A 25,951-nucleotide genomic window follows, 5' to 3' on the forward strand; every position below is an offset into this window, starting at 1 on the left:
CCGAAGCCAAACAGAAAACAATTACGCATCAATCCTTCCTCCTTCTGCTGCGGACCCCAGAATAAAAGAGAAAGTCCTCACCAGGAACTCCGCGCGCTACAATTTCCTCAGGCCCAGGGAGAACGCTCGCTCTATCACCAGGTGCAGGTTTCGACCAAAGCGGGAAAGCCATGTTCTTGTACTTACCATAGTCGCGCGAGTAGCGATCCTCTTGTCCCGTGTACTCAGGGAGGCCCCTGGGGCCCTTTACCGGACTCACCCAGTGGGTTGCGCCGTTACCGTGACTGTCGCGAGTCGGATCATTTGCTTTTGGATTCTGGTCCGATAGCCGAGAGGTGGCAGCACGAAGACTCTGCGTGAACTGAATGAGAAAAGTCTTTGCGCTGGAAGGGTCCTTCTCATACTGCGCCCATCGCTCACTGAGCTTTCGATAGTGGGAAACCTCGCGCGGATTCGGCTCGAGGGAGCCGCCAAACTGCTCCACTCGGTTCATCCACGCATAGGCGATGGCAAGCTTTGCTTCGTGATTCTTGGTTCCGGCCTCGTTGACGATGACATTGGCCAATGTCAGCAGATCTTCAGCCGGCACATTTTCGGCGGCCTCGAACGCAGACTCCAACTCTTGTCGCAATGACTTCCATTCCTGGATCGCCTTATAGTAGGTATCGTCCTCATCCTTAAATTTTTGGCCCTTGCGTGCGGCGGAGTCTCGGTGGTGTTGAAGGCCCTTTTTGAATTCCGCCTGCCGCTTATCCATATACCCGGTGAGCTTTGCGCGGAACGCGTCCTTGCTCGACGTATCTTTGGCTGCGGGGTCGCGCTGGGTTGTTTCAGGTTCAGGTTGGCTTTGTGCTCCCGTCAGATCGCGGCGGTTAAGGGGATTATTTCTCACGTACACGTACAGGTTGGTGCCGTCTACAAACCCCTTCGGGTCGCAAGCCGCCCATCTGGCGAACCACGGCACGTAGTACCGCGCTCCAAAGTAGGAAAGCCCCGTCTCCTCGTCCCGCTCCTTTCCCGTAAATCGGTACCGCTTGAGGCTCACCTCGACAGCGCTTCGGCCAGCCTGGAAGGACGTCGTTCCGTAAGGGTGGTACTCTTCGTAGGCGATCAACGCTCCGTTGCCGTCGAGCTCGACCGCTGATGAGCCGAGGTGGTTCCCAAGCTGGTACCGCAGCATGGCAGCAGGGACGCTGACCGGACTTCCGATCTGGACAGTCTGGGTCTCGACGAGCGCGATTCGCTGCTGGTCATCCGCGATATGCAGCGACTCGCGCTCGAGGCTGACGCCGCTGCCGGTGTACTCACGGTAGATCTCGAAGCCGTCGAGGTACAGCCGCTCCTTCTGCCTGGCGCCGTTCTGCGACTCAATGACCTTCCGCAACCGCTGCCCAGTGCCGTCGTAGACGTAATACGCCTTGCCGCCGCCTCCCAGGTCGACCTGCTGCAGCTCATCCTTGAAACCCCAGACCATGGCAGCGAGGTGAGGCATCGAGGTCATGTTGCCGTGGTCGTCGTGTGTGTAGGGCTCGACCTGGCTGACTCCGTTGCCGACGGTGGTCCTCGTCAACCGGTTGCTCTGCTTGCCCGCCTCGAGCAGGCTGTCCTCCTCGTACCCGTAGCTGCGGGTCCACCCGCCGCCGCTGAACCGGTGGACGAGCGCCTCGAAGTTGCCGACGGGATCGTACTCGTAGCGCTCGGTGTAGTTGCGGAGCGCTTGCAGGTCGTTGGGATGCGCTCGATTGCCGGCGAAGGGATGGTCACGGAAGTCGCCGTTGGGCGGGCTGAAGTCGAACGCGTTCTGTCCGATGTGCTCGCGTCCCTGGGCCTCGATGAGGCGGTAGACGGCGTCGTAGGTGAACGCGCTGACAGGCTCGACGCTTTGACCGCTGTGGATCAGGGTCTTGAGCGCGGCGTCCTCGATCCGTGTGAGGTTGCCCACCGGATCGTAGGAGTAGCGCAGGTCCTGCACCACAGAATGGTCGTGGAAGAGCTGCGACGCGGTGGCATCGGGACTTGCGGGGCGGGTCGTCCGCAGGCGCGCGAGGCGAAAGGTGAACGGGTCGTACTCGTAGGCAGTGGCCGCACCGTTTCCGTACTCGATCCGCTCGCGCTGTCCCTTCGCGTTGTAGTCGATGTTCGTGACAATGGCCGTTCCCGCGGTGGCACCGCGGAGGTGCACGTCCACCTTGTCGAGGAGGTTTGCCTCGTTGAAGGTGGGACGATATACGCTCTGGTCGGGTGAGGTGGCGGTAAGCGGGCGGTTCAGCGCATCGAAGGTCTTGCGGCTCGTGAAGGCGCCATCGGTCGCCGCGGGGTTCTGCAGCCAATCGACCGCGACCTTGTATGCGGGAAGCAGCTCTCGCCGCTGCTCGAGCAGGTTCCCCTTGAAGTCGTACGCGACGCAGGTGACCACGCCTGCGGCGTCGGACTGCCGGAAGACCCGCCCCCGGTGGTTGGCGGCGTCGCCCTGCCCTTCGCCGTAGACCGTGCGCTCCGCGAGCCGCTCAGGCCCGCTCTCCTTCACGAAGAGCCCCGTGGGGCGGCGAAGCTCGTCGTAGGTCACGCGACGCACGAAACCCCGGCTGTCCCACCCGCGGATGGGCTGCCCAGTCGCGTCGCTCAGCGTCCAGCGCTCGCCACCCTCCATGCTCGCTTGGTGGACCCGGTTGCCGAGGAGGTCGTAGGCGTAGCGCATCACGGCGCGCCCGCGCTCGTCGACTATCGGGTTGCCCTGCGGGTCGACCGCCTTCTTGACGGCGTCGCGCACGGCCCGCTCGTTGCCCTCAATGTCCAGGTCGACCCGGATCGCGAAGCGGTCGACCGTGCCGTCGAGCGCGTGGCCGGGGCAGACGACTTTATTGTGCGCGAGGGTGAGGAAGACACGGCCGAGAACGTCGAGGTGAGCCGTGGTCGGCGTGTCTGCATGCGCCTCCGCCTTCAAAGCCGCATCCCGCTCGGCCGCGCCCATCGCGCCGCCGATCCGCTGCGCGTGCCACGTCTGCCAACCCGCCGGCTGGGTCTCGAAGTACGCCCGCACGTAGTCCCCGATGTCAGGGTCGGTGCGCGGATCGCCGGTCTGGCTGCCGCTCGATGCAACCGTGTCGTTCACGTCGAAGGTCGTCTGCTGCCAAGGGTCGAAGACGACCTTCTCGTAGGAGTGGTTGGGATGCAGCGTGGCGACGACGCGCTCGACCGGATCGTAGAAGAGCACGGGGCTGACCCCGGTCTCAGCGACCTCCGGCTCGCGCTCGTAGAGGTGGGTCGCGCTGAAAAACGGCTCGTACTGCTTGACCGGCTTGCCCTTGTTGTTGAAGACCGTGCGCCCCGTGCCCACCCAGCGCAGGGCAGTGCTCCCTTCCTCGACGCTGCCTTGCGCGTCGCGAACGAGCTCGCCCGGGCGAACCTCGCCGCTCGGCAACTTCACAAGCGCCCCACGCCTGGGCGCGTTGCCGGCCTCGGCCTGGACCTTCTTCTGGAGCTCACGGCCGAACCCGTCCGAGAAGGAGAAGCTGAGCTGGATCCTTGTGAGCCCGTCGCGCGCCGGCTCGAAGTGGGTCTCGCGCGCGAGCGTGCTGGCGAAGGGAGGCTGCCCGGCCCGCCAGTAGCGATCAAGATCGTAGACGATGCGGGTGGTGGCCTCGCCCAGGAGCAAGGCGGCCTCTGCTCGAGGATCGGCGATGAACGCGCGGAGCTGGGCCAGCGTAGGATCCGCGGCGGAGCCCTCGAGCCGGTCGCCCAGCGACTGCCCGGCCTTGCCCATCACCGCAGTCGCGACCACCATCCCCAGCGCATCGAACGCAGACGCCGTGCGGTTGCGGTTGGGATCCGTAATCTCTCGAGGCTGCAGCACGCGGTAATCGTACGCGGCCGAAACAGAGTTTCCAACCGCGTCGGTGGTCCGAGTGACGAGCAGGTCGTAGGGGTCGTGGTCGATCGACGCCATCTGGCCGAAGGCGTCCGCGACTTTCCGCGGGACGAAGAAGTGCTGACGCGCCGTGCTCAGCTCGGCGGCCGCGGTGACCGAACGGGTGGTCGTGTTCGCTCCCGGGTCGAAGAAGACCCGACCGGACGGGATCCACCAGCCGCCGTCCCACGCGACGTACCCACCTTGATCGATTCCTTTTCCTTCGAGCAGCGCGCTCGGGGTCGGTAGCAGCGCCTCGTCGGGCTGGCCGGGCTGCCTTCTGGTGAAGACGTGAGCCACGAGTGAAGGCGTCAACGCCAGCTTGTACGCCTCGCCCGCCAAGGCCTTCGCCTCGACCTTGCCGAGTGGCGACAGAGCGCTAAGGTCGTCTTTCCGGTAGAGCGTCCGCTCGTGCTTGATGAGCCGCTTCTGCTTCCGGGTGACGTTGGCCTCGAGCTCGAAGGCGATCTCCGCTGCAGACGCGAGCAGCGCGAAGCCACCCCGAGTCCACTCCTCGAAGCTGAACCGGTCCCCCGTCTCCGGCGCGAAGCCCGTCAGTTCGTAGGTACAGGACTCGGCTGGGACAGGCGCGCGGTGATGCCCGGCCGCCAGAACCGTATCGGGGACCTCGTTCTGCGTGTAGGCGCTCTCGGTGTAGGTGATGAGCCGCCCAGACTGCTTGGCCTTGTCCTCGGCCGTGAGTGCCGGGTCCGCGGACGGCGTGCGCCGGCCATAGGCGATGGCGAGAGACTTGAGGACATTGCCGAAGGCATCGACCTCAAGCGTGAGCGCGTGGTTGACACGAGGGTCAACGGAATTGCGCTCGTAGTGATAGGTGAGGACCTCACGGGGATGAGTGAAGAAGACCGCGTGGCGATTGCCCCGCCTTCGCTGGACAGGTGCGACCGTAAAATCCTGCTCGACGACCGTATAGGGCGTCGCCGCCCGCACCTTCACCTCGGCTGGGGAGTTCTCATCGGCGTCGAGGGCGTACACCTCCTGACGGAGCATCATGCCCTTGAGCGCCCGGCACGCCTCACGCTCCTCCTCGATCGTCAGCCCATCCGGCAGGACCGTGCCCGGAAGCAGCCGCTCTCGCGCCTGATCATCGTTTAGCCCCGGCTCACGGTAGTATTCGCCGAAGTCGTCGTCGTCGAGGAGACCAGCAAAGAAGTCGGAGACGCGATCCCGCCCCACGTAGATACCCGTGTGAAACCAGGTCTTCGTCAACACCGGCGGGACGTGCGAAGCCACGTCGACGTTGGTCGCTCCGAGCTGCACGCCCTCGGCGAAGGCCGCGAACTCCTCGGTGTCCTTCTGCTCGACCATCCCGAAGCCACGGAACTCCCGTTCCACGCCGTCGAAGTATCCGTGGTGGTACACGTACGAGGTTACGAACCGATTGCCGCTGATTCCATCGAAGGTCGCCACTCGCTCGACGACGTGCACCGGAAACGGCAGCCGTGTGATCCACGGCTGGCCCGCAGCCTTGTCCGCCAAGTAGAACGTCGTGGAGGACGCGTACTCGACGATCATTTCTGCGCCGAGGTTGTTGGTCGAGCGCACCAGCAGATGCGGCTTCTGCCCACCCATGAGGTCGATGTATCGGAGCGGACGTCGCCTGTCGCCGGGTAGCGGCGAGGACCAGACCAAGCACGCCGTTCCGTTTCCGAGCAGATCGGCAGTCGATATCGTCGAGAGATTGCTGATGCGCGGGAAGGTTGGAAGATGCCTAGCCTTGCTCCAGCCATTGCCCGACAGGTTGAAATAGATGCGTGCGCCGTCGCGATGCAGGTAGATGATGTCGGTCGCTCCCGATCCATCGACGTCCGCGAGCCGAACTCGCCGCTGATCGAACTGGTCCGGGTTGTCGAACGATGGCGCATCGTCCATGGTCACTTTTGCGCCGAAACGCCCATATCCGAGATTCGGCCAATAGCAGACCTCACCGTTTCGAATCCGCACCAAGTCGGTGAGACCATCGCCGCTGAGATCGGCGAGAAAGATCGATTGCGTCTGGTCAGAGAGCACCAAGCGCGGCCCGCGCTCCTCGTCGTGCGGCGGATGGACCTTGCGCGCTGGACCGAATCCGTCCCCAGCGAGGGAAGGATACCACGTGAAGACGTCGTCCTCGGTGATCAGGATGTCCGCGTGGCCGTCTCCATCGAGATCGACGAAGCGCAAGTCGGGGTCGTCCCAACGAAGGTTCGGCAGGGATCGAAACGGGCGAAACGTCGTCCAGTTCGCGTCCTGGGTCCGCTCATAGAAGCCCGGCGTTGGGCCTCCGAATGACACCACATCGAGCTGGCCATCACCCGAAAGGTCGAGAAACTGGGTGCCGCCACCCGCCATCGCGAACAGCGACGGATTCGTGCGAACGACCTGAGGCGCACCGAAGCGACCTTCACCAAGATTGGGCTTGTAGAACCACGCCCCCGCCTGTGCCGTCAGGATCCCCGAGACGCCCTCTCCATCGAGGTCGACCCACTGGTAGGTGGAGCCGTCGACACCAATAGGCAAATCCTCCAAGGAATCGGCGTCGAGGTCCCGAATCTCATCTTGAATCTTTGCCTTGCTATACTCGAACTCGAGCGGCGGCAGCGACCTCTTCAAGTAGCTGATGTACTTGACACCCCCGCGTTCGACGACCGCCCGCCCATCGCGCACATACCCCGACTGCTCGATGGACTGAATGAACGAGGCGAACCGCGTGCTCCCCTGGTGGCCGAGCTCAGCATCGATCGCCGGAGAACTCGAGTAGTCCAGATCGTTGTACTCGAACTCAATGGAGCGAACCAGGCAAGGCTCGTCACCAAGCTCCGCGAGCCGATCCTGATTTAGCTCGGGAAATCGATGGAACATGAGGGCTCGCCGGCATCGCCGGTGCGAACGGACCTCGAAGCCCGCTCGGTACGACGAGAACGGGTCCGGCCGCACCGACCAAACGCCGTCTGTCTTCCATGAGGCATTGACGAGCTGGTGTTGCGCATCGGCAGGCTGCGTCTGGGCGAGCGGAAGCTCTTCGTAATGGCCTTCATCGTAGTCAAACACCACCTCGAAGAGCCAGGGAACGCGTGAGAGATCCGGCTGAACGAGGCGTGACACCCGGTTCCCGTACCTGACCCGCTTCAAGTAGCGATTTGCCGTACCGACGCGATTGCGCTCGTTGGCCAGTGCTCGATCGACCCCGGCATCGTTTTCGGCCGCGTACTCATAGACGATCGCGTTGCCCTTGTCATCGTAGCTCGCACAGATGAGCCAGCTGAAAACTCGCGTCGGATGAGTCGGATCGGGCTCCGATGGATCGGAGATGCGAGAGTCGTTCTCGAGGCCATAGAGGGTCGTGATGTTGTCGCGCGAGATCGAGCGCCAGTGAATCTCTCCCGTATCCTGATTCGCCCATCGCTCGATGCGGGCAAAGAGTCCCTCGACGCGCGGGCAGTAGCGATGAATCGTAAAGCCCGGGGCGCTTACTCCGTCCTCGGTCCTGGTTCCATCCGCCTCGAGGGCGGGCACCAGGTCTTCGGCGCCAGAGAGGACGTAGACGTCCGACTCAGCGGCGTCGTCATACTGAGGTAGCCTCTTGTCGGTCTTGCGGGTAATGGATGGGAGCGACAGCGACCAACCGAAACCAAAGGGGCCATTGCCAGCTCCAGAATCGTAGGTCAGTTCGAGCTGTGGGCCGAACCCTGATCGACCACGGCTCGTCGGGATCGGAACCGTCATCGAGCCAGTGCCCGTGACCGGGTTGGCCGCGAATTTCTCACCCATCCCCCGAATGGCGCCGCCGCCCGTGGGAAGGGATATCGTCGGGACCAAGCTCGAGGAAGGCCCCAAATTGTTTCGAGCCGAAGACGCAGTTGATCCCCTCGCGTCCATCGCGCGATCAGCTGTTGCCGCGCCGCTCGACGCGATCTTTTCGCGCTCGTCGTATACTGGCATAATAACACCCCAATCTTAAATAGGCACGTACAGTCGAAGCTTAATACTTCAAGTTGATTGCAACAAAATCTGAGACTTGTCGGCTCTCATGACTTGTATGTGGGTGCCGGAATGCGCCGAGGCGGACGTGGGCAGAGCCCAGACAGCTCTCTCGGAAGACCTCCCGGAGGGATTCATTCAGCGGGTACGCCCGGTATACGAGCCCGTTCGCTTCCTGGAGCCACGAGAGCGTCGCCTTCTGCTTCGACGTCAGAGTCTCGCGGTTCTTCTAGAGCGCACGCGCGACCAGGTCGCTCTCCTTCTCGAATTCCCAGTCCTCGATAGCGACGTGCTCGACTCCGGGCAGCCGCTTCCATGCCCTGTAGATGGACGCCACGTTGCCTCGCCGCCTGGTTGGGCCCAAGACAAGCCCAATCCAGCGGGATTCACGTGGCGTCCACTACGATCTCCCCTCCTGGCCGATCTACGATAGTATCAGGAGAGCCGAATTTTCAGCCTCAGCCAGAAGCGCCCCAGGTAACGGCGAGCCAGAGATCACTCACCTTGTCGTCGAAGTAGAGCTTGATATCGCCCACCGGGTTCGCGGGGAAACCCTTGAACTGGCCCTTCAGCAAGGTCCCCACGGTTTCGTCCGGATTGAGGGTATCGCCATCGGACCCGTCGGGGCTGGCGGACACTTCGACCCTCGCGTTGCCGCTGAGCGCGAAGAGATCGGCCCGCTGCACGCGACCGAGGAGGCCCTTGCTCCAGAACGGATAGTGTTCGGGGCCAAGCTTGAACTCCAAGGCGAATCGCTGGCCGACGCTGGGAACCTGCGCCTGGAACCTCGCCCATTCGCTCGGGAACTCATCTCGGATCGAGAACAGGCGGACGGATCCGGCGGCGCTGGACGCGGCGATTAGCTCCTTCAAGTTCGAGACGGCCTTATCTCGGAGCAACGACCCGCCTTCACGAGCGGTATAGCGGACGTGCAGGATGACATCGCTGATCGTCTCGAAGTCGAACTGGACCGGATCCCCCTTGGTCGGGTTCCCGGGCAACTCGAGCTGCCACTCGCTGTCCGCGCCCGAGTTTTCGAACGGTAGATACCGCTCGTCGCGCAAGTTCGTCTCGAACAGGCCGCCGTCGTTCTGCGCCGAGCTCGTGACGATCGACTGTACGCTGCCGAGATAGTCTTCGAAACGATCGTCTTCCGCGCCGTCGCGAGCGTAGGCGCCGTCCTTGAGGATCGGCGTCTTCCGAATTCGGCTCTTGAGAAGGCTCAGCGTGCAGTTGACGCTCGCATACGGTCCGCTCACGCACGGGATGCTGACACCGACCGTCTTGATGCGACGGAAGAAGTGGCCCGGCCAATCCATGTCGAAGAGAGCCTCGGGAAGCTCCACTGTACAACGCCCCGTCCTCCTGAGGCTGAGGAGAGCTCGGGGATCTACCTGGAGCAAGCTCACATGTTTGGTCATCTCGTACTCGCGGTGGTTCAGCTCGTGGTACGCCACCTCCATTCGCTTGACATCGAGGGCGAGCTTCTCGCCGGCCAGGAGGCCCTCGTTTCCGGCGAGGTAACCGAACTGGAGGAAGGTCTGGTCCCGGTTCCCGAGCTCGTGCTGCAAGGCGCGCTCGGCTCGCTTGGCGACGTCGAAGGCGAGCTGGAAGCACTGAGAATAGAGCCCCTTCACCTCTCGCTTCATCCAGGCGTAGAGCGCCTTGTTCGTCTTCTTCCCCGAAGACTGCGTCCCCTCTTCGTTCAGGAAGCGATCGATCTCTCCGGCCTGCTCCATCTGCTTCCGATGGCTCTTCAGCTCCTGCTCGGCGATGGCTTCACGAAGCTGCGCGGCACGGAGCTGCTTGAAGGTCTGGGCGATCTCGCCGGCCGCCAAGTTGCTCTGGAACGCCCAGTCCTGTTCGCGCCGGCTGAAGGAGCCCACCCGGGCTGAGTTGGAGGCCTCGAAGGTGAGCTTGTCGGCGTCTGCCCGCGCATAGCTCGCCCAGAACGACATCACGCGTGACGCCCCGGAACCGCCGTAACTCGTGCTAGTTCCCACACCCAAGGGCGCCAGGTTGATCGAGAATTCAGGGATCGTGCTAAGCCCCGCGCCCACCTGTTCCTTCGCCGAGGCAGACCGGCTCGAGTCGCGAGCTTCCGACAGCCTCTTGATCTCGGCCAGTTCGTGGCTGCTGACGATCTTCCCGCCCGACTCGCCAAGGGACGAGGCAATGTCGATCTCGATGTCACGCAGGGCGCCCACGGGCTCGGTCATCGCGAACTTGAGCTTTTCCAGGCTCTCTCGATCCAGCTCATCCAGTCCCGGAATCGCCTGCTCGATCTCGTCGGGCCCCTTTCCGAGCTGCAGCTCGTAGTAGGAGTAGCGCTGCACGGCGAGTTCGAGGGACTTGATCAGCCCTTCCTTCGCCTTGATGGCCTCCTGAAGTTGGCCGTACTTGATTTGCTCCGCCATCCCCAAGACCGTGCGCTCATGCTTCGCGCGCAGGATCGCGAGCGACTCGCCGTCTTCCTTCTCCATGGCCGAGAGAAGGCCACTCCCGAGCGACTTGACCTCCTGGACGAGCTCGTTGGCCTTCTGCACCAGGACCTGGAAGCGGACCAGGGGCAGGGGCTGGCTCAGGCCATTGACGATGCTCCCGACATCAAGACCGGCGGCGGCGGCTCGGGCCAGGAGCGCCGGATCGATGGGCGGCTCGAAGAGCGCGAGCTGTCGAAAGACTCCCTGGAGGTTGAGGCTGTTGCGGATCTTGAAGAGACGATCCGCGACGGTGTCCCAATATCCGAGCAGCTTGTCGTTCCGCGGGACCCCGAAGTAGAGCGCCTTCCCAAGGCTGCGGATCGTGGCGACGTGCGCGCTCGATCCCGAGGTCTCCGTCGGGAAGGGCAACACGGCGAAGGGGATATCCGCCTCTACTTCTCGCATCACCGTCCCGAACTGCTTGAGATCCTTCCTCAGGTTTACGTAGGTCTGCGGGCGGACGGAGCCCACCTTCGGTACGGCCTCCGGGCGGGGGCCCAGGATGTTCGCCGCCAACACATAGACCATGAGAGCTTCATCGATGGCCTCGCCGGTATCCTGCCGGAACAACGAGTCCCCCCAGGCGATGAGGTTGTCCAGGTAGGCCATGACCGTCTTGTACATGTAGGCCGGGTGGCGATACCGGGCGATGACGTGCGGCCGGAAGGGCGCGTTGCTCCAGGCTTCAATGCTTCGTACCGTCTCGTTTCGAAGCTCCTCGTCGGCGCCGGTAGCGAGGTTGACCAGGAGGTCCTGGATCTGCCTCACGTCCGCCGACTGGAACGGACGAACCTTCCAGAAGCGTGCGGGGGTCGGGCCCTCGCTGTCATCGGTCGGGTCGAAGAGGTAATGGAACCACTGCTGGGCTTCCGCGAAGCGCTGGTTCTGGCTCAGATGGATGGCGATGGCGAGCGGCGCGTGAAAGAAGACTTCCCAGTTGTAGGCCGAATAGGCGCCGCCCGAGGAAAAATCGAGCTCCTTGGCTGGATACGGCTTCAAGACGAGGCGCGACGGGTCATACTCTTTCTGGAAAAAAGATCCATCATAGAGTACGGGCCGCTGCTGGCTCTTAACGAACACCACTCGCGTGCCACTAGCGATTTCGATCTGCGATCCGCCTCTCGCTACGACCGAAGTGCTCGCGGGCAACGTCGCCGACCTGCCGTCCGGGAGCGTGACCGACGTCGCCCCTCGCAGCTTGACCTCCACGCCGCTCACGAGGATGCCCGCCTGCCTCGGGTTCAAAACGATGTCCGAACCTGCGTGCGGCGTCACGCCAATCCCGTCAATCAGGATCACCGCCGCGGGCGCCCCGACAGACGCAGACGGCGTGCCACCCACGGCGAGCGCCTTCGCGGGCGTCAGCGTGATCTTCTGGCCACCCGAGAGCGTGGCCTCGACGCTCGCGAGGAGCGTGATCTCGGACTGTGCGCTCAGGTTGACGATAGCGTCCTTCGGCAGAGAGACCTCCACGCTTCCCGGGAGAGAGATCCCGCCCTTCACGTAGTCCGTGTCCGCCGCCTGGAGCCCCCGCACGCCGCCGCGGAGCAACCTTTGGACGAGCTGGCCGATGTAGGGGTGGGAGTGAGAATGGAACCGATAGCGGACGTCGCGATCCTGGATGACAACGTACTTCGCGTCCTTCTTTCCGTAAATCGCCGACGCGATGAACCAAGTCTCTGCTTCTTTTTGATTGATATACTGTAGATTAGAATTAAAACGTTCCATGGCTTCTCTCCTGATCGCTACTTAATGGCTTTGCTGGACGAAACACCGGAAATCGCTGCGAGATGCTCCCCGAGCGCGGCGTTCATGCCGGCAGGCCCGACGAGATTGAGTCCTCCCGCGGCGCTCGTGAGGCCGGCCTGCGCGAGGGCCTTCGCGTCGCCCACGAGACGCCCTGTGTCGCCCGCCGGCAGACTGCTCGCGGGATGGACCGGCACGGTCACCTCACCCGACGCGACGGCCGTGGCGAGCTCCTCGTGAGCGAGAACTCGGACGTCCAGACGACCTCGCGCGCCGATGGGGTTGTTGTCGTAAAGGATGGCCGTCCCGGAGTTCACCAGCCAATCCGATCCGTCCTGCACCTGCCGCTTAGAGTAGGGATCGGGATTAATCCGAACCGACACGATCGGACCCGCTAGGTCCGGAATTGGGAACTGCTTGTGTACGAACGTCTTGTCGAGGTCCAGCAGCTTGAGAGGCCCGGGCATGCGCGTCAGCCATTCATCCCACTCCTCGACCGTTCGCTCCGTTACCCGTGGCTCGACGAAGAGCGTGTTCCTGGAGTCTTGATAGAAGATCGGCTTCGTCAGCGCGGCGACCTCATTGAGGCCCGCCTTGATGGCAGCCTTCACCGCGGTCGGATCGCGAGCAGCAATCGACGCGAGATCCGGATGAAGATCGATGTCGTGGTCGGCAGTCAGGATCGAGTGCTTCCCGGTATTACCCAGGATGGCAAGCGGCTTCTTTTCTCCGGTCGAACTAGACTGTGACGTCTCCCTATGGGGCGCAAAACTCACGGTGAACTGGCCGCCGTCTGCCTTGCCTAGATACTGCGTAGCATTAATAATGCTCGAACTATACACGTTGTCGGGCACCTCCTTTCGTTTCCTCTTCTCTGGGAGGCTATTCCGGCTCTCGAGATAGAATGCATTCTCAAACGGGTCGCCCAGATGCACGAAGACGCCACGCTCCTCCCCGGCCTCCCCATCGCGTTCCTTGGAGACATGAACGGAGATGGAGCGGATGTCCTTGTCGAACTTGTTGCCGTCGCGCCATGTAGCCGTGATCCGCTGATCGTCCAACGTCGAGGGCCCGCCGGACTCCCGCGTCAGCCACTCACCGTTGAGATACTCGCTCCAATGAAGCTGCGCCTCCAGATCGGACTCGACCTTGACAGTGAGGTCCTCTGTGTCCGTGAGATCCAATGACTCCGAAGCCCTCTGAGCCGGCTTCTCGACGAAGGTGACCCAGAAGAGGTAGAGCCTGTCACGCCAGACTACCGGCGCGAGGTGGTCTCCCTCGATCTCCGCGGTCACGGGCTCCCAGGGGGTCCACATCTGGCCCACGTACCGACGATAGAAATACTTGTACGGCTCGGCATATGTGCGCCCGATGACGTGCAGCGTATTCTGTGCAGGATCAATCTTATTCTCGATGTGCATGGCCACGATGTTGAGCCGTGCGAGCTCTTCGAGCTTTCGGAGGTAGGCGAGGAACGCGTCCTCGGCGAGATCGTTGGAGACGTCACCCGAAAGCAACGTGCTCTCCAACTCTCGGAAGATGTGCGTCTTGTCGTCGCGGAATTCGGGCTCGAGCCAGTTCTCGGGGAAGAGGAAGATCTTGCGGTTCGCCTCCCAGACCCTGTAGCGCTTCATCCACTCCCACTGGGCGGCGTTGATGAGGCCAGCCGGCGGGACGTCGGCCTCGAGATTGAGCAGGCATCTCTGGACGAAGAGCTGCACCGATGCGGTCGCGAGCCGAATTCGGGACGTCTGGATGACGGGCTCCATGCCCGGATCGATGAGGAAGTACTCGTAGAGCTGCTCCAAACGGGTAAAGCCACGCTGGTGCATCACGTAGCTGGACAGAGCGTCGCGCTGGCGCTTGCGCAACTTGTCGAAGATCGGCTTTGCGATCCGCTGCCACTCTTCCGGCTCGGAGCCGGCCTTGATTGTGTCTGCAAGATCCCTCGCGATCGCGAAGCTCTGACCGGAATCTCTGTTGTCGACGATCCGGGTCCAGCCGACCACCGAGGCCACCGAGACGCCGATGCGCTCGATCGCCTCCAGGGCCTCCCACAGCCGCAGCAAGGGTCGTTCGTTGTCGAAGTCCGATAGGGTCTGGAGCGCCTTCGCGGCGTCCCTCACCACGTCGCTGTCGCGGCGGGCGAGCTTGGCGATGGTTGCATAGACCTTGCCGGGGTCACCAATTTCCTTCCCCGCCTCATCTGCTTTGAACACAGCGATGAGGTCATCCGTGCCCTCGGAGAGCACGCTCCTCGCCCTGACGTACCCCAGAAGTCGGAGAAACTGGTCGAACAGCTTCTTAGCGCCTTTAAGAGAAACACCTCCCGAGGAGGTGGGCAGCGCCTTTAGATCCAGGCCGCAGAATGAACTGGCGTGGGTCAGCAGGTAGCGCAGCTCACTCTCCTTCAGGCGAAGGCCCTGTGCGAGAGCCAGAACCTTCGTCAGCAACTCGACGGCGGCCTCGAAAGAACGGGCCGGGGAGAGCACGAGCTGCGACAAGGGTCCCTTGGGGAGCGTCTCACCCTGGACCCGAACCCGCGCATCGCGGCCTCCCAAATGCTGCAGCGTGATGGAGAATCTGTATGGCGTACCCGGCTCGAGCTCGAGGTACTCGGTCGGCTTACCACCCAACACAGCGCCGTCCGCACCCGCTTTGCCGCTCCAGAACTGCCCTCCGGGGAGGTGATCGAAGCGCACTTCGGCTTTCGCGTCCTTTTTGTCAAGTTCGACGAAAATGCGGTAGGCCCCCGCGGTGGGCACCTCGAGGTAGCCGTCGAACCTCGCGCTCTTCGCCTCGGCGGGCCGCAGCGGAACAGCGCCGTCTTTGAGGTCCGTATCGGCGGTCGGAACGACGAGCGTGCAGATGGCCGATCCGCTCGCATCCTCCGAAGCGAAGAACTCTACTTCCACCCCGCGTCCACGGCCCTCAGACAAAGCCGTTAGCAGGGGTTTCGGCGCGGCCTTCGGCATGCCCAACATCTGGACGTCCGTGAGCAGCGACTCGACGAGCTCCGGCTCGGCAGCCGTGTCCGCGATTAGCGCTTGGACTACGAGCTGTCGGATCAGGCGATCCTTCTGGAGGAGCTCCTCTTCACTCATGCTCTCCGGATCGGGAGGGATCGGGTGCTCGGATCGGATCCTCTCGATGCCATCGGCCAGGCTCTTAAAGAGGCCAGCCGTGTGCGCTCGGTCGGGACGATATTTGCCGGTCTCGTCAAACCGGTGCCTCAGGAGGTAGTCGAGATCCTCCACCTTGAACGAAGACTGCTTGACGTTCTCGACGGTCTCCACGAAACCAAGCGTTTCGGAAAATGGATGATCGCCTTCGATCGACGAGATCGGTCCGGAATGCAGAGGCTTGAACGGATCCAGGCCGGAGAGCTGCTTCAGGGCGATCAGCTCGGGCATGGAGAGCTTGAGTCCCCTGGCGAGGAGCGCGTACCGGTAGAGGAGCGTGACGTGCTCGAGGGAGAGCACCGCGCTATCCAGCGACTTACCCGCGTCCTCGAGGACGATCCGCACCTCCTCCGCGGTGAGCCCCAGCGCCCTCTGCAGAGCCACGAGGTGACCCTTCAAGAGGCCATATTCCCTGCCTGCCAACTGGGCGGCGTCCAATAGGAGGCCGACCATCGGGCTCTGCGAGAGCTCCGCCTTCTCTTCGTCGGTGAGCACGCCCTTGACGGAGAGGCGCTGGATCCTGCGCTCTTCATCGTACGAGAACAGAATCCTCTCCGAGTGGGCCGAATTGATCTGGTCCGCGGGCGCGACGTCCTCTAGGTGGACCTCGAACCAGCGATCCCTCGCCTTCTCCGAGATCCACGCCTCCGACAAATAGTCTCCGTAGGGATGATCGAATACGTCATCGGCCTTCAGGACCGTCGGCCGGAGGAAGAGCTGCGCATACAAGGACCCGCTCCCGAACGTCCCCAGGTTCGCCCAGATCGCGGTGAGCTTCTCGCGGCTCGACTTGCCGGTTCGGAGCGCCTCGTCCAGGCTCTTGAGGTGGGCGATGTAGATGAGGCCAGTCCGCAGCGCATTGCCGAAGGGGGACTCCGCTGGGACGAAGGTCCGAAGGGCCGCGTCGGTCTCGCCCATCGTCCAGCCGAGCTTGCGCCAGAGCCGTACGAACAGGTTCAGCCGCAGGAAGGCGTTTCCATCCGCGTTCCTTCCGTCGGCGTATTGGAGTGTCGTCGAGTCGAAATCGCAGCTCGCGGTCGGATCGGCGAGCACCAAGACTTCCGAGGACGGAATGGCCTCAAGTGCGGAGATCAGGTTCGCCCGAGTCACTCCGTGCGTATTTCCGAAGGCTAGGAGGCGCTCTTCGAACGCCTGATAATCCCGCATCGCCTGCCACTGGGCCGGCTCCAAAAGCCTCTTCTCGGAATCAGAGAGCGAGTCCGGATCCTTCTCGAGGAGAGCCTTATTCTAATCGAAGAGAACCTTGTTGTCCGGATCGAGATACGCCATGACGTCTGAGATGCCGACGCCAAGCTTGTACGCCACCGAGAGCTCCGTGAGCTTCGGGTTGACGAACGCCGTCTGAATGAGCGCGGTCAGCTCCTTGTAAGTGACGCCGAGCCGGCGCGAGAGCGCCTTCGCGGAGTTCAGGTCGATCCGCTGATGCGTACTCCCGTCCACCAGGACCGTGGTCGCATCGTCAGCAGTACCGAAACCGTAATACTCGAACCACTTGTCCGGCGCGGTCGGATCGGTGAGGAGCCCGACCTCGGCGGGCGACAGCCCCAAAGACTCCATGAAGATCGCCGCCCGATCGTAGCTCCGGGTCACGTCGAAGAGCTTATCCGTCGGGCGGAAGATCTCGAGCAGCCGCCACAGCGGCACCTCGAAATGCTCACAGAAGGCCCGTGCCGTCTCGATCCAGAGATCGAACGGGAGCGCCAGGGGGTACTTGGCGAGGCTGACCTTCTCATAGGCCTTCCGGATGATATTCTGCGGCTCGGCGAGGAGCTCGGGGGTCGTCGCGTCCCCGGTGTCTCTCGCAGCCGCGGGATCCAGCGCTCCGTTGGCGACGTAGTACTCGAGGATCTCGTTAACAAGATCGATGTACGGGAGCGCGGTGTTTGTGTTCTCGCAGGTCAGCGGAATGGCGGCGAGATCCGGGCGCCTGGCGATGAGCGCATCGTAAGGGTTCTTATATTTTGACGTATACTCCTGCTGCCCATGAGTCTCCTTCCAGAGCTCCTGGAAGTTCGCCCACACCTGCGGCTCAGGATCGAGGAACTGCAGAAGATCGACGAGGTAGGCCGCGGGGCTGAGCACCGAGCGACAGTGCTCGCACTCACAATAGTCCATAGAGCCAAAGAGGGACTCCATGGTCGGGAATTGCTTGACGAGCTGTGCCTTGGCGCTGTCTCGGAGCTGCGCTGGCGCGGACATCCCAGAGAGCGGAAGTTCACTCTCGAGCTTCTTGGCGATCCCGAACAAGTTGTAGGTGACGCTGCTCACCTGCCTGGCCCTCTGATAGACCAGGTGAAGCTCTGTCGAGGCGGGGAGAGCGCCGTAGAGAGCCTTATATTTTGCAGCATAGAGATCCGAGAAGACATTCTCGCTATACGCCATGACGTCGTAGGCCGACGTCATCCCGAGGGCCGACAGCACGGCCATCGAGTCGGTGCTCGGGGTGATCTGAGCCACCCGCTGTAGGATCGACACCTGGCTCTTCGCCGCTTCGAAGTCCGCCTCGGACATCCCCGCTTTGGCTCCGGTATAGGTTGCGAAGAAGGTTCGGACCGGGGTCTGACCCAGTCGAAAACCCTGCGACGCTGCGGCACCAAGGAGCTGGGCGGTGATGGCGCGGGCCGCACCGAGCTCGAAAAGACCGTCGCGCTGGATTCTTCGGGCCATGACCTGGGTCGGGTAGCTCAGCCTGATCTTGCGGGCCGAATCCTCGGCCCAGAGGTTGCGGCGCGCTTCGACGGTCGCGCCGGCGTACGCGGTCGGAATCAAGGCGTCGAGTTGCTGCTTCTGCGTCGGCGTGAGGTTGTCACCACGAGGTACCCCGGCAGCATCATGAATCTCATTCACCCACGATGCCGCGAGGTCGAAATTCAGATCGACGAGCTCCGCCGGATCGGTGCGGTTCTGCTGAAGCCGGGTCGTCAGCTTTTCGCTTCCCGCGGTGAGGAAGGCCAGCTTGCCCTGGAGCTTGAGGGTGCTCACCTGAGTGGCGCTGAGGCCCTTGTCGAGAGCGGCCTGCCAGAGGTCGCCCGAGCCGCCGCTGTGGTCGAGGAAGACCTCCGCAAATTTCGTTCGATCGGAGGCGCTGAGGCCGGGGGAGGCATCGAGCATCTCCGCGTATGTCGACCTCGATCCGGGCAACGGCACCGAGAGCCTCACCGCGCTCGAGAAGGCGGTGAACTTTCCTTTGAACTGCGCCAGAGCCTGGTCGTCCAGGGTGATGATCCCTTCGTCACGGACCTTCCGAATCGCGTCATCGGCGACGCCGGGATCGACCTGTGCGAGGAGCGACTTTTCCGAAGGCATCCCCGCGCGGAGAAGTCCGTACAGAACCTCGGTCGAGAGTCCAATGCTCACATCTCCGGCGAGGCGTTGCGCAGAGGCGCCGAGAGCCAGGAGCCTCGCATCCCAGCCGGTCATGCGGTTCAAATAGGAGAGGTCCTGACGATCAGCGCTTTCCTGCGCGGTAGCCAGGCTCTGCAGGGTAGCGAACTTCGCCACGTCGGCGGTGAGCCGCTTGTACTCGGAATCCGGCGGCCGAATCGAGGTCGGGGCCACGAGATCCACCACGGGCGGCGTCTCTTCCAAAGAGAGAGTGAACGGCTTCGAGAGTGTGGTCTCCGTTGTTCCGCTGAGAGCCCGGATCTCCAAAACCATCGGATTGCCAACTGGGGTGAACGAAATGGAGTAGACGCCGCCTTTGAGCGTATTGGTGTTGCCCAGCAACGAGGCGGCGGTTCCACCGAAGTTGCGTCTGTAGAGTTTGAGCGCCAGGCTTTCTGCGGGCATGCCGTTCTCGAAGCGGACCCTGCCGCCGATCCTCCTCGAGGAAGAGCTCAACGCGACGGGTACGCTGAGGTCGATGGTCTCCCACTTTTTCGCGGCGCTGCGGACGGGGGAGCTCGCAAGGGGAGCGCCCTTCTCATTCATCGCCACGACGCGAAGGTCGACGGACGGGTTTTCGGGGAGGGGCTCGTAGCGGATCGTGTAGCGACCTTCAGCGTCTGTGACATCCGCCCCTAGGCGTACTCCAGTCCCGCCACCATGGAAGGCGCTGACGGGAACGCCCTGCATCGGAACGAGGTCCCCCTCCCGGCGGACCAGTCCGCTAACGACCTGGCCTTGGCTCGGGATGATGACCGTCACGTTCACATTGACCGGCCCTCCCTCGCTGAAGAGCTTGTTCAGCGCGTCGGCGGTTGCGCTATCGACCTCTCCGCTGGCCGAAAGGCCTGAATCTTTCTGGAAGGTGTAGACAACGTAACTCGTGTGATCTCCGAAGAACTCCGATGTCCGCTCCTCCTGGATCCTTTTGGTGTACTCGTATCGACTACCTGGGTCGTTGGGGAAGATCGTGCCTCGATCGAGGAGCGCAAGCAGTGCGTCCTGCAAGTCGGCGACTTCGGGACCCTTCATGTTCATCTTCAGTGGGTACGTAACTTTATTCATCTCTTGGTCACTCCGTAGAGAAATGTTCTCGGAACAATCACGCATTCAGGCTTCAGACAGCAACCGATCGGCTGGTATCTTTTCGTGTCAAATCGGCTCAATATGATCGACCCATCATGAGCCGACTACCCTCGATGAAAGAGGGCGGCCGTCTCTTCAGCGAACGAACCGATGAGCGAACGAATGCGAAATTGAGTATTTTGGGGCGGGGGCCGGACCGCCCTCCACGCGGAGGAGGCGACCGGATTTCTGAGTTTCCTGGGAGGTCGTCCCCTCGTCCTCCAGGAACGAAGATCGGCGCCCCCGCGTTGTCGACAGGGGCGTCAATCTTCAGACAGGGCGCATCAGTCGACCTTACGATTCCAGTGAGGATTCGATTGTCGGCTTGGCCCCGAGGCGAAACGGCAGATCAGATCAAAAAGCTTCCGCTCCTTCTGGCTTTCCCGGATTCCGTTTATCTGCTCCTCGGATCCACTTGTTGATCGCCGCAGGGAACGCAAAGACCGTTCCATCCGCCGGGCGGTGAATCGGAAGACCCCGAGCAACCAACCGCTTTGCGGTGACCTCGGAGATTCCAAGGTGTTCCGCGATGGCCTTCCAACCGGCCATCGGACGCTCGACGCAGTACGCGTCATGTTCCCCGAGGAGAGCGGGAGAAGTGCCTTCCTGAATTGGACTGTTCTTCGATTCACTCATGTTGTTCCTCCCTTGTCCATTGGCTCCTCTGGTAGACCCCCAAGAGCGCTCCCCGCGGGACTGACGACGCCCCCCTGTGTCAGCGTAGTTGTCGCCGCGTCGTGACAGCGTAGGTCGATCACGTAGGGGGCGAAGAGCAGGTTGGAGATGGGTCGGACTCCGTACTCCGAGGCGTTCAAGGCGAAGATGGTGGAGAAGCTTACGGGGCCGCACGCGATGTCGGCGACTGCGCTTGCAAGGCAGTCCGGGATTGCCCAGGCGACGCTCTCCCGTTGGCTGCTGGATGCGGGTAGGCTCGGCGTCAAGATGGACGACCGCGACGACAAGAGCACCCGCCAGTGGACCAGCGAGGAAAAGCTGCAGGTCCTGATCGAGACAGCGAGCTTGAGTGATGACGAGCTCGGCTCGTACCTCCGCCAGAAGGGACTGCACAAAGCCCAGCTCGATGGGTGGCGCGCAACTGCCGTCGCTAGCCTTGGGAGCGCAGCAGCGCGTCGTTCTGTTGGGCCTGATGCGAAGCGGGTTCGCGAGCTCGAGCGCGAGCTCAGGCGTAAGGAGAAGGCGCTCGCGGAGACCGCCGCGCTCCTCGTCCTCAAAAAAAAAGTGCAGGAGATCTGGGGGGACGAGGACGACGACACGGACGGGAAGAGCGGAAGGTGATCCTCGAACTCCTCGACGAGGCTGTCGTCAGCGGCGCAAGATTCGAGAGAGCCTGCGAGGAGATTGGCTTGAGCGCTCGGTCGGTGCAGCGATGGCGCGCAGGAGCCGAGGACGATCTCCGATGTGGGCCGCTGACGGCGCCGCGAAACAAGCTCAGCGAGGCCGAGCAGCAGAGGATTCTCGCGCTCGTAACCTCGCCCAGGTTCCGGGATTTGTCGCCCGCGCAGATCGTTCCGCTCCTTGCCGATGAAGGCACCTACGTCGCTTCCGAGGCGACGATCTACCGCTTGCTCCGCAGGGAAAAGCTTCTGAAGCACCGGCAGGCGTCGCGGCCTCCAATGCGTCGCAAGCGGCCTGAGCATGTCGCCACCGGGCCGAACCAGGTCTGGGTTTGGGACATCACGTATCTGCGGGGACCGATTCGCGGCATGTTCTTTCGCCTCTACACGATCCTCGATCTCTGGAGTCGGAAGGTAGTGGGCTGGGCCGTGCACGACGTCGAGTCCGAGGAGCTTGCGAAGGAGCTCTTCGTCGAGACCTGCCGGCGTTGGGACGTCAATCCGAGCGGCATGGTGTTCCACGCCGACAACGGCGCGGCGATGAAGGGCTCGACCTTGCAGGCCACGCTTCAGGTGCTCGGCGTCGTCCCGTCGTTCAGCCGCCCCCGGGTGAGCAACGACAACGCGTTCGCGGAGGCGCACTTCCGCACGATGAAGTATCGGCCTGACTTCCCGTCGAGGCCGTTCACCTCGCTCGCCGTGGCACGCGCCTGGGTCGAGAGTTTCGTCGCTTGGTACAACGCGACGCACCTCCACAGTGGAATCCGGTTTGTGACTCCCGCGCAGCGCCATGCCGGACAGGACCTCGCGATTCTCGAGAAGCGTGCTGGCGTCTATGCGGCTGCGCGCGAGCGGTGGCCCGAACGCTGGAGCGGTTCTACGAGAAACTGGTCTCGCATTCAGCACGTAAGGCTCACGCCAGAGAGGACCGCGGCCGCATGACCGGGGAGGCGACAACTATGTTGACACTCACCGACGCTGCGCACGATTTGGTTAGAGTAGGCGGGACCTGAGTAAGCCGGAACCCTTCATTTCGTATCAATTCAGGTCACGCCTTCGCCTCGGCGCGGCAACCTTCAAGAATCGATGGACTTGGATGGCTCCCGGGCCGGTCGTCGAATGGGACCACATAAAAGCCCACACTCGACGAAACCGTCCCTTACGTTACGTACGTGGATGGCCGAATCCCCGACTCCCGCGCTGCTACCGCCTGGTTCGCCCCGGGGGACTTCGCAACCTCCACCGATTTCTTATTCAATGAACGACCCCTCCTCGGTCACCGACAGCGCCTGCCACCCTACTGGCACTCAGGCGGCGGATCCGGCCCCACTTCGTGTTGGCGTGCAGGTCGGCTAGATCTCGGGCCGGGCTCCAATCCAAGGTAGGGAGGCACCCAATACAGGTGTTGGGCGGCGATTTCGCGCAAGCGGACGAGGGCTCGCTGGTCGGAAAATTGCGCCCGAAGCGCATGAATGGTTGGATCACACGGTGTGATGAGTCCGGGAGCTACCACGAGCGCAATTGCGATTGCGGCTCGCGTAGCCTTGTACCGCCTTCGAATCCACCGAATCGCCCCAGGGAGCTCGATGTCGGTCCGAAGGAGGTTCGCGGCCTTCTCAGGGCTCCCAGCCCTCTCGACCTCGAGGACAACCTCCTCGAGCTCGTCGAGCGAGCCCTGCAAGCGCGACGCGAGGAAGTCCGGGAGCAGGCTGAACGTCATCCGCTCCTCGGTGCAGTAGTAGCGGGCGACACGGCACCCCTCCGGCCAGACCCGCTCGTAGGATCCGTGACGACGAAAGCCACACGATCTCTTCGGGTGGAGTGGGCACTCGGGAAGGTGCGCTCGACGCCATTCCTTTTTCCGGACGTATTCCTCGGCGGTGGACGCCGTGGCAAAGCGCAACTGCATGGGCCTCGTGCCCGCGCAGTCGTAGCAGGCTCCTTCCCCTCTTGAATGGCAGGTTCGTCGGCGTTCGGATCATTTCGGTTCCGAACATTACACGGAGGGTACGACGAACCGGCCGTCAGTGGGGATCGCAAGGCGTCAGAGCAGCCGCTCGTCGCCGCGGGCCTCGAGAGCCTCGACGACCCTGCGGACCTCCTGGGCGCGCTCGCGGGAGCACACCAGGACGGCGTCGCCGGCGTCGATCACCACGAGGTCGGAGCAGCCGATGAGGGCGATCGGCTTGGTGCGCTGGCCGATGACGACGTTTCGGGAGGCGTCGAAGAAGAGGACGTCTCCGTCGACGACGTTTCCGGTGCCGTCGGCCTTGCGCACGTCGGGCAGCGACGCGAAGGAGCCCAGATCGGACCAGCCCAGCTCGGCGGGGACGACGGCGAGGTCCTCGGCCTTCTCCATGACGGCGTAGTCGATGGAGACGGAAGGGCACTCGGGGAACCAGCGCGCAAGGGCGCGCGCAAAGCCCTGGGTGCCGACGAAGGGCTCGATCTTGGCCAGGGCGGCGGCGCAGTCGGGGGCGTGCGTCTGGAGCTCCTCGAGCATGCGGTCGGCGCGGAACACGAACATCCCCGCGTTCCAGAGGTAGTCGCCGGAGTGCAGGTAGCTCTGGGCCTTGGCGAGGTCGGGCTTCTCGACGAAGGAGAGGACCTTGCGCGCGCCCTTTGGGTGGGTCTCGCCCACCTTGATGTAGCCGAAGCCGGTCTCGGGGCGGGTGGGCCGGATGCCGATGGTGACGAGGGGTCCCTGGGACGCAGTCCGGGCCGCGTCGCGCACGGCGTCGTGGAAAGCCTGGCGATTCAGGATCGCGTGGTCGGAGGGGAGCACGGCGAGGACGCCGTTGGGATCCCGCGCGCGCACGACGAGCGAGGCGAGGCCGATGGCGGCGGCGGTGTTCCGGGCGACGGGCTCGACGAGGATGCCCTTGGACGCGACACGAGGGAGCAGTCGGCGGATGGAGTGCGCGTGGGCCCTGCCGCAGACGGTGAGGATGTCGGCGGTGTCGCAGAGCCCCTCGAGGCGCGCCGCGGTCTCCGCGATCAGCGGCAGGTTGGACGCCAGCGCCAGGAGCTGCTTGGGTCGCCGCCTGCGGGAGAGCGGCCAGAAGCGGGTGCCGCTCCCGCCGGCGAGGATCACCGGATGCAGACGCATCGAAGCACTCATCGGAAGCCCCCTCCCCGGATGAGCCAAGGCTCACGCCGGGACCGCGCTCCGGTGGCTCGAACGGCGGCCGGGCGCCCCCGATGTGTGACGGTTCAGGCGCTTTCGTGCACCGACCCCTGAGGGTCGGACGCGCCTACCAGCGGACCTTTTCCCAAGGAACTTCGCCGCTTGGGACGAGGGGCCTGCCCAGGGCGAGCTCGAGGAGCTGCCGGAGCATCCGGGCGGTGGCGCCCCAGATCACCTCGTCGTCGAGGGCGAAGAAGTTCACCGGATGGGAGCGCGAGGCCTCGGCGACGCGCAGGGTGCCCGGCGCGATTAGCCTGGCGACGGGAGCGTAGAGGATGGCGGCGACCTCCTCCGGATCGGGCTCGAGGCGGTGGGGCCAGTCGAGCCTGGCGACGAAGGGCGAGACGAGGTAGCCGGTGATCGTGGGGTAGCGGTCGAGGCGGCCGAGGATCTCGACGCGCTCGGGGTCGATCCCGACCTCCTCCCTGGCTTCGCGCAGGGCGCAGTCGAGCTCGGTCTCTCCCGGCTCGCGGCCCCCGCCGGGAAAGGCGATCTGCCCCGCGTGCTTTCCCAGATGATCGCTGCGGCGGAGGAGGACGATGCCCGCGCCCTGGGCATCCTCGTAGACGGGGACGAGCACCGACGCCGGGCGAAGGCCCTCGACCGAGAGGCCCCGCTCCGTCAGGACACCGACCTCGCGCCCCGCCAACGCCGCCCGAATCGACGCGACCCCCGCTTCCTCGCTCACCGCCCGCCGTCCGCCGGCACGACGACGACGGAGGCTTCCGCGCCATCCAAGTGGGAGATGACGCCGGCACCGAGCATGCCCAGGAGCGCCACGGCGAGGAGGATCCGGTAGCCGACGAAGACCATCACGGAGCGCTTCTTGAGGAAGGCGATGAGGCCCGCGATCGCGGCGTAGCCCACGACGAAGGAGACGACGGTGGCGACGATCACGAGCATCAGGCCGTCGCCCTCGAGGCCGCCTTCGTGGCGCAGATCGAGGAGCTCCTTCAGCCCGGCTCCCGTGACGGCCGGGATCGAGAGGAGGAAGGAGAAGCGCGCTGCCTCGGCACGCGGCAGGCCCCTGACGAGGCCGGCGGCGATGGTGGAGCCCGAGCGCGAGACGCCGGGGATGAGCGCGAACATCTGGGCGAAGCCGATGAAGAGCGCGTCGCGGAAGCTCACGCCCTCCCCGTCCTGCCGCAGCTTGGAGAGCACGGCCCGGCGGTCGGCCCAGGCCATCGCCAGGCCCACGACGAGGAGCGAGGCTGCGATCACGTAGAGGCTGCGCAGCTCGCTCTTGATCACCTTCTGGAAGAGGAGGCCGGCGGCGACCACGGGGACGGTTCCCGCGACGATGAAGAGACCGAGGCGCGCATGCGGATCCTCGAGGGGCTTTCCGGCGCGCAGGCCCCGGAGGAAGCCGGTCACCATCGCCCAGAGATCCTTGCGGAAGTAGATGAGCACGGCGAGCACGGTGCCGATCTGGATCACGGCGGAGAACGCCGCGCCGGGATCTTGCCAGCCCAGGAGCGCCGGGACGATCCGGAGGTGGGCCGTAGAGGAGATCGGGAGGAACTCGGTGAGTCCCTGGACGATGCCGAGGACGATGGCCTGGAGGAGTGTCACGTCTTTGC

General features: G+C 63.6%; 9 protein-coding genes and 1 pseudogene. 1 reads left to right on the top strand and 9 read right to left on the bottom strand.

What is annotated here, in order from left to right; all coding sequences use genetic code 11:
• Positions 1 to 28: 28 nt before the first annotated feature.
• The 6 genes and pseudogenes from AKJ08_RS13420 to AKJ08_RS19400 form a co-directional block, all read right to left on the bottom strand.
• A complete protein-coding gene (locus tag AKJ08_RS13420) occupies positions 29 to 7,678 on the bottom strand; it encodes a SpvB/TcaC N-terminal domain-containing protein (RefSeq protein WP_240475340.1) in 7,650 nt (2,549 codons plus the stop codon).
• A 211-nt stretch (positions 7,679 to 7,889) separates the two neighbouring features.
• Positions 7,890 to 8,105, bottom strand: a pseudogene (locus tag AKJ08_RS20930) (hypothetical protein); the annotation flags it as partial.
• A gap of 241 nt (positions 8,106 to 8,346) precedes the next feature.
• A complete protein-coding gene (locus AKJ08_RS13425) occupies positions 8,347 to 12,099 on the bottom strand; it encodes a Tc toxin subunit A-related protein (protein ID WP_169788827.1) in 3,753 nt (1,250 codons plus the stop codon).
• A gap of 17 nt (positions 12,100 to 12,116) precedes the next feature.
• Positions 12,117 to 16,466: a neuraminidase-like domain-containing protein gene (locus AKJ08_RS13430; RefSeq protein ID WP_169788828.1), complete on the bottom strand. Its 4,350-nt coding sequence runs from the start codon at positions 16,464 to 16,466 to the stop codon at positions 12,117 to 12,119.
• 81 nt (positions 16,467 to 16,547) lie between these two features.
• Complete coding sequence (locus AKJ08_RS13435) at positions 16,548 to 19,736, bottom strand: Tc toxin subunit A (RefSeq protein ID WP_169788829.1); 3,189 nt, start codon at positions 19,734 to 19,736, stop codon at positions 16,548 to 16,550.
• A gap of 447 nt (positions 19,737 to 20,183) precedes the next feature.
• On the bottom strand, positions 20,184 to 20,465 hold the full coding sequence (locus AKJ08_RS19400) for a hypothetical protein (protein WP_157370677.1): 282 nt from the start codon (positions 20,463 to 20,465) through the stop codon (positions 20,184 to 20,186).
• Between the two features lie 147 nt (positions 20,466 to 20,612).
• Here AKJ08_RS19400 and AKJ08_RS13445 point away from each other — a divergent pair.
• Positions 20,613 to 22,126 (top strand): IS3 family transposase gene (locus AKJ08_RS13445; RefSeq protein ID WP_157370678.1). Its coding sequence is split into 2 segments (ribosomal slippage): positions 20,613 to 21,075 and positions 21,075 to 22,126, totalling 1,515 coding nucleotides; the frame shifts between segments, so codons are not numbered across the junction.
• 1,102 nt (positions 22,127 to 23,228) lie between these two features.
• Here AKJ08_RS13445 and AKJ08_RS13450 read toward each other — a convergent pair.
• The 3 genes from AKJ08_RS13450 to uppP form a co-directional block, all read right to left on the bottom strand.
• Complete coding sequence (locus AKJ08_RS13450; RefSeq protein ID WP_050726538.1) at positions 23,229 to 24,293, bottom strand: mannose-1-phosphate guanylyltransferase; 1,065 nt, start codon at positions 24,291 to 24,293, stop codon at positions 23,229 to 23,231.
• Between the two features lie 145 nt (positions 24,294 to 24,438).
• Positions 24,439 to 25,059, bottom strand: a complete 621-nt coding sequence (locus AKJ08_RS13455; protein WP_082343162.1) for an NUDIX hydrolase — start codon at positions 25,057 to 25,059, stop codon at positions 24,439 to 24,441.
• Positions 25,056 to 25,943 carry an undecaprenyl-diphosphatase UppP gene (uppP, locus tag AKJ08_RS13460; RefSeq protein ID WP_050726540.1) on the bottom strand — a complete coding sequence of 296 codons (888 nt, stop codon included), beginning with the start codon at positions 25,941 to 25,943 and terminating at the stop codon, positions 25,056 to 25,058. Before uppP ends, AKJ08_RS13455 begins: the two co-directional genes overlap by 4 nt.
• Positions 25,944 to 25,951: the final 8 nt, after the last annotated feature.

The organism is Vulgatibacter incomptus, from assembly GCF_001263175.1.
GTDB classification, from domain to species: domain Bacteria; phylum Myxococcota; class Myxococcia; order Myxococcales; family Vulgatibacteraceae; genus Vulgatibacter; species Vulgatibacter incomptus.